The sequence below is a fragment of the Pseudoruminococcus sp. genome, from assembly GCF_047012705.1.
In the GTDB taxonomy this organism is placed as follows: Bacteria; Bacillota; Clostridia; order Oscillospirales; family Acutalibacteraceae; genus Pseudoruminococcus.
Map to the genome: position 1 here is coordinate 1 of NZ_JBKXNW010000033.1, position 5,759 is coordinate 5,759.

General features: G+C 35.8%; 4 protein-coding genes. All 4 read left to right on the plus strand.

The features are described 5' to 3' along the window. Positions 1-171: 171 nt before the first annotated feature. Complete coding sequence (locus tag ACLU24_RS14100) at positions 172-378, plus strand: helix-turn-helix domain-containing protein (protein WP_008789334.1); 207 nt, start codon at positions 172-174, stop codon at positions 376-378. Between the two features lie 17 nt (positions 379-395). Beyond that, positions 396-3,581, plus strand: a complete 3,186-nt coding sequence (locus ACLU24_RS14105) for a type I restriction endonuclease subunit R (RefSeq protein ID WP_182448029.1) — start codon at positions 396-398, stop codon at positions 3,579-3,581. Between the two features lie 11 nt (positions 3,582-3,592). Beyond that, on the plus strand, positions 3,593-5,227 hold the full coding sequence (locus tag ACLU24_RS14110) for an HsdM family class I SAM-dependent methyltransferase (protein WP_207662735.1): 1,635 nt from the start codon (positions 3,593-3,595) through the stop codon (positions 5,225-5,227). Beyond that, positions 5,220-5,759 (plus strand): restriction endonuclease subunit S (locus tag ACLU24_RS14115; protein ID WP_412613299.1); only part of this gene is annotated, 540 nt, incomplete at its 3' end. The genes ACLU24_RS14110 and ACLU24_RS14115, both read left to right, overlap by 8 nt.

A 5,759-nucleotide genomic window follows, 5' to 3' on the forward strand; every position in this document is an offset into this window, starting at 1 on the left:
TTTTTTATTATTCTTTAAAAGAGTTGTATTAGGTGTTTGTAAAAAGTGACACCTTGTCGGATAGGAGTTGCGAATAAATCCCTATATCTTGAAAAAATAGATTATTCATAGTATAATGTCAAATGAGTAACTGTAACCAAAAGGAACGGAGAATACGAAGGAGCGTTACAGATGAGAATAAGCTACAACAAACTTCAAAAACTTATGATTGATAATCAAATGAAAAGACAAGATTTAATGCGTGCTGCGGAGATTTCATCGTCTGTTGCAACAAAATTAAATAAGAATGAAACAGTATCCCTTGATGTGCTTATGAGAATCTGCAAAGTATTTCATTGTGATATTGGCGATGTATGTGAAGTCATATTAGACGAATGATATGAGGAGGTCTGAAGATGGCGGCAAGTGGTAAGAAAAATATGTTTAACGAAGCTACCCGTGTTCAAATGCCAGCAATGGTTCATTTGACACGCCTTGGTTATACCTATTTCGGGAAAATAACTGAAGATATGGCAGGCACAGTATATGACCCTGATACCAATATCTTAATTAACGTTTTCAAGGAGCAGTTCGCACGGCTTAATCCTACCCACGCAGGAGAAGCGGAACAGACATTGAAAACTATTAGGCAGGAATTAGATAATGATGATATAGGACGCAGTTTTTACGAGCGTTTATCGTCTGTTTCGCCTGTTAGATTGGTGGATTTTGAAAATCCAAAGAATAATACATATCATTTTACCGCCGAGTTCACTTGTAAGCGTGACCAAGATGAATTTAGACCTGATATTACATTGTTTGTAAATGGACTTCCACTTGTATTTGTTGAAGTAAAGAAACCGAATAATCACGGCGGTATGGTTGCAGAAAGCAAGAGAATGAACCAAAAGAGATTTCCTAATAAAAAATTTAGGAGATTTTTGAATATTACACAGTTGATGATTTTCTCTAATAATATGGAATATGACACTATGGGTGGTATTGTTCCGGTTCAGGGGGCATTCTATTGTACGACGGCAAAACAGTCTGCACCGTTCAACTGTTTCAGAGAAGAAAATCCTACAAATTTGGATATTGCACCTTATAATGCAGATTTCCCATATAAGGATATTGACCCGATTGTTGAAAAGAAGATATTGACTGACTTTAATTGTCAGGTTATTCATACTTCTCCGGAATATCAAACAAATTTAGATACCTATACACCGACCAATCGAGTACTGACATCTATGTGCAGTCCTGAAAGATTGTTATTTATATTAAAATATGGAATTGCCTATGTTCGTTTTCATAAAGAAATAAATGGCAAGATAGAGTTTATTGAGCAGAAACATATAATGCGTTATCAACAGATGTTTGCTGCCTTAACAGTAAGAAGTAAGATTGATGAAGGTGTTAATTCAGGTGTTATATGGCATACTCAAGGTAGTGGAAAGACAGCCCTTTCGTATTATCTTACTTATGTTCTTTCTGACTATTTCAGCAAACAAAATAAAGTTGCAAAGTTTTATTTCATTGTTGACCGCCTTGATTTGCTGAAACAGGCTTCAGAAGAATTTGAAGCTCGTGGATTGGTTGTGAAAACGGCAAGTTCCCGTGCTGAACTTATGGAGCAGTTCCGTAACAATCAAGCACAAGAGGGAAATACGGGAAAACCTGAAATTACAGTAGTAAATATACAGCGTTTTGCTGAAGATAGGTCAAAAGTTGACCTTCCTGCGTATGCAACGAATTTGCAGAGGGTGTTTATTATTGATGAAGCACATAGAGGGTATAAACCAGAAGGCTCATTCTTGGCTAATCTTCTTGATGCAGATAAAAATGCAATAAAGATTGCGTTGACAGGAACACCGCTTTTGAAAGAAGAAAGAGAATCTTGGAGAGTTTTTGGTAATTATATTCATACATACTATTATGACAAATCAATTTTAGATGGATATACGCTGAAAATTATCCGTGAGGACATAGAAACTCAGTATAAAGAGCGACTTTCTGAGATTTACGAAAAACTTGAAACTTTGGTAGAAAAGAAAGACGTAAAGAAAAGTCAGATTGTTGAACACGATAACTATGTCAAAGAGTTGCTTAGATATATTATTTCTGACCTAAAGAGATTTAGACAAATTCAGGGAGATAATACGCTCGGCGGTATGGTCATTTGTGAAACAAGTGAGCAGGCAAGGAAGCTGTTTGCGTATTTTGATGAAATTCAAGCAGAACTTAATAAAGATGCTTCTATGAAAAGTCATTTGCGAGCTGGACTTATACTTCACGATAGTGATGACAAAGATACAAGAGATAAGATTATTGATGACTTCAAAAATAATATGACAGTTGATATTCTTATCGTTTTCAATATGCTTCTTACCGGATTTGATGCACCAAGATTGAAACGCCTGTATTTTGGTCGAAAATTGAAAGACCATAATTTGTTGCAGGCAATTACAAGAGTCAACAGACCGTATAAAGAAAACCATTATGGTTATGTCATTGATTTTGCAAATATAAAAAGGAATTTTGAGGAAACAAATGAAGCATACCTCAAAGAGCTGAATCGTTTTAATGACCCGAATGAAGTTGGTGAGGGAAATGAAACAGATACATTCAAACAGGTTATTGAAGACCCGGCAGAACTCATTAAACAAATGCAGGAAGTGCAGCAGGTTCTTTTTAACTACACCACAGATAATGCAGAAGAATTTAGTTCTGAAATATCCACGATTGAGGATAAGCAGGAATTGCTTAAACTTAAAAAAATTCTTATTGCTGCTCGTGATTGTTGTAATTTGGTAAGAACCTTTGGCGATGATGAGTTAAAGGAAACATTTGCAAAAATGGAATTAACAAAATTGCCATCATTGATTTCAGAGGTGCAACATCATATTGATAACATAAATCAGAAAGAACTTTTTGCAAGTGATGATACCACAAAGTTGCTTGTCAATGAAGCAATGGAGGATATTACTTTTAATTTCAGCAAAATCAGCGAGGAAGAATTGAAAATCGTCGGTGGTAAAGACGCAGTAACAGAAAAGTATAAAAAGACTGTTCGTGCCTTTACTCAGAATATCGACCCTGATGACCCTGAGTTTATTACTTTGCAGGAAGCATTTTTGCTTCGCTTCAAGCAACATGGTTTTGAACCTAAGAGTGTATCTGAGATTGAGGAGCAAGGAAAGGAATTGGAAGATATTCTGAAAAAGCTTGATGAATTGCAGAAGAAAAACACGGTTCTGCTGAGAAAATATAATGGCGATGCGAAATTCGCAAGGGTTCATAAAAGAATCAGGGAAGAAAATCTTGCTCGAAAAGCAGCAAATAAACAGCCGATTGTTTCAGAATATGATATGTCTATTATGAATGTTTTACTTTCTATTAAGTCTGATATTGACCAGAAAGTGTATGACAGAAATGATATATTGAAGAAAGACGCATATTTTGAGAGAACGGTTATGACACAAATAAAAGCAGGCATTGATAAGTTGGGAATAGCGAGTGCTCGTGAGGATAGAGTATTTATACAGAGCAGGATTACAAAACAGTATCTTGACCAGTATAACCAGACTTATTCAGTGGCATAAAGGAGAACACAATGGAAGAAATAAAGACGATAAAAGAAAAAACCATAGAGTTGATAGATGCCTTAAAAGCAACTTGTCAGACCTATGGTATGGGAAACGATGGTAACGAATATAAAATTATCACACAGGTTTTCCTTTATAAGTTCCTTAATGATAAGTTCGGATATGAAGTAAAAAAAGTAAGTCCGGTTCTTAAAAATGCTGAAAAATGGGAACTTGCTTATGCAGAAATGTCAGAAGATGACCGCTTGGATATTTTTGATAGTTTACCGTCAGATATTCCATTACTTAATCCGGAACATCTTATTGCCAACTTATGGAATCAGCAGGCAAAGGGCGATTTTGATTTAATCTTTGACAGCACGATGACAGATATAGCAGATAAGAATATTGATATATTTTCAACTCAGACTGCTCAGAATACAAAAATACCGCTTTTTGAAAAGCTGACACAGTATGTAACGGACGATACAGCAAGAGCACCTTTTGCCCGTGCTTTGGTTGATAAGTTGGTAAACTTTTCTTTTGAAGAAGCATTTGAGAAGCACTATGATTTCTTTGCAGATATATTTGAATATCTGATAAAGGACTACAATACCGCAGGCGGTGGTAAGTATGCAGAGTATTATACTCCTCACGCTATTGCAACGATTATGGCAAGATTGCTTGTTGGAAATGCAACTGATTTACATAGCATTGAGTGTTATGACCCATCAGCCGGAACAGGAACACTTTTGATGGCTCTTGCCCATAAAATTGGCGAAGATAAGTGTACGATTTTTGCACAGGATATTTCACAGCGAAGTAATAAAATGTTAAAACTTAATCTTATCCTGAACAGCTTGGTATCTTCTCTTGACCACGCAATTCAAGGAGATACGCTGATTGCTCCATATCATAAGAGTGATAATGGACAGGAATTAAGAACTTTTGATTATGTAGTTTCAAATCCGCCTTTTAAGATGGATTTCTCAGATACAAGAGAGCGTATAGCAGCAATGCCCGTTCGTTTTTGGGCGGGAGTTCCGAAAGTACCTGCCAAGAAGAAAGAGAGTATGGCAATTTACACGTTGTTCATTCAGCACGTTCTTAACTCATTGAAATCAACCGGAAAAGGTGCGATTGTAGTTCCTACCGGATTTATAACTGCAAAGTCGGGTGTAGAAAAGAAAATACTACAACATATTGTAGACGAACATATTGTTTATGGCTGTATTAGTATGCCGTCAAATGTATTTGCTAATACCGGAACGAATGTATCAGTATTATTTTTCGATAATTCAAGAAAAACAGACAAGGTTGTACTGATAGATGCTTCAAAACTGGGAGAAGAATATAAGGACGGTAATAATCAGAAACGCAGACTTCGTGATTTTGAGATTGATAAAATTGTTGATACATTCCTTAATAAAGAAGCCGTTGATGATTTTTCAGTTGCTGTTACATATGATGAAATCAAAGAAAAGAAGTATTCACTTGCGGCTGGACAATATTTTGATGTAAAAATCGAATATGTTGAATTGTCACAGGACGAGTTTAATGCTCGTATGAGTGCCTATGCAGAGAAACTGCAAAAATATTTTGCAGAGGGCGACAAACTGAAAACGGAAATCATGGAACAGTTAAAGAAGGTAAAGTATGAATAGAATGAAACTTGGAGAAATACTATCAGTAAAGCATGGGTGGGCTTTTAAGGGAGAGTATTTTGCGGAAGATGGAGAACAAAGTATTTTAACTCCGGGGAATTTTTTTGAAAAAGGGGGATTCAAGCCTAATAATGGGAAAGAACGTTACTATACAGGAGTTTATCCAAAGGAATATTTGTGTCATAAAGGCGATTTGATAGTTGCCATGACACAACAGGCAGAGGGACTTTTAGGAAGTACAGCGTTAGTTCCTGAAAATGATAAATACTTGCATAATCAGCGAATAGGACTGATTACTTGTGATGAAAAGCGTTTGAACAAATTATTTGCATATTATCTTTTTATGACCAAAAGTGTAAGAGAGCAGTTAGAACGTAGTTCATCAGGTACGAAGGTAAAGCATACATCGCCCGAAAAAATTTATGATGTTGAGGTAGAAATTCCCGATGTGATTTCTCAACAAAAAATTGCAAATTTGTTATGGTCTGTTGATGAAAAAATTGCCAATAATAAAGCGATAAACGATAATTTA

What these genes read in the sequence shown, in the direction of transcription:
- ACLU24_RS14100 (WP_008789334.1), top strand. Translation starts at nt 172, where the DNA reads ATGAGAATAAGCTACAACAAACTTCAAAAACTTATGATTGATAATCAA.
- ACLU24_RS14105 (WP_182448029.1), top strand. Translation starts at nt 396, where the DNA reads ATGGCGGCAAGTGGTAAGAAAAATATGTTTAACGAAGCTACCCGTGTT.
- ACLU24_RS14110 (WP_207662735.1), top strand. Translation starts at nt 3,593, where the DNA reads ATGGAAGAAATAAAGACGATAAAAGAAAAAACCATAGAGTTGATAGAT.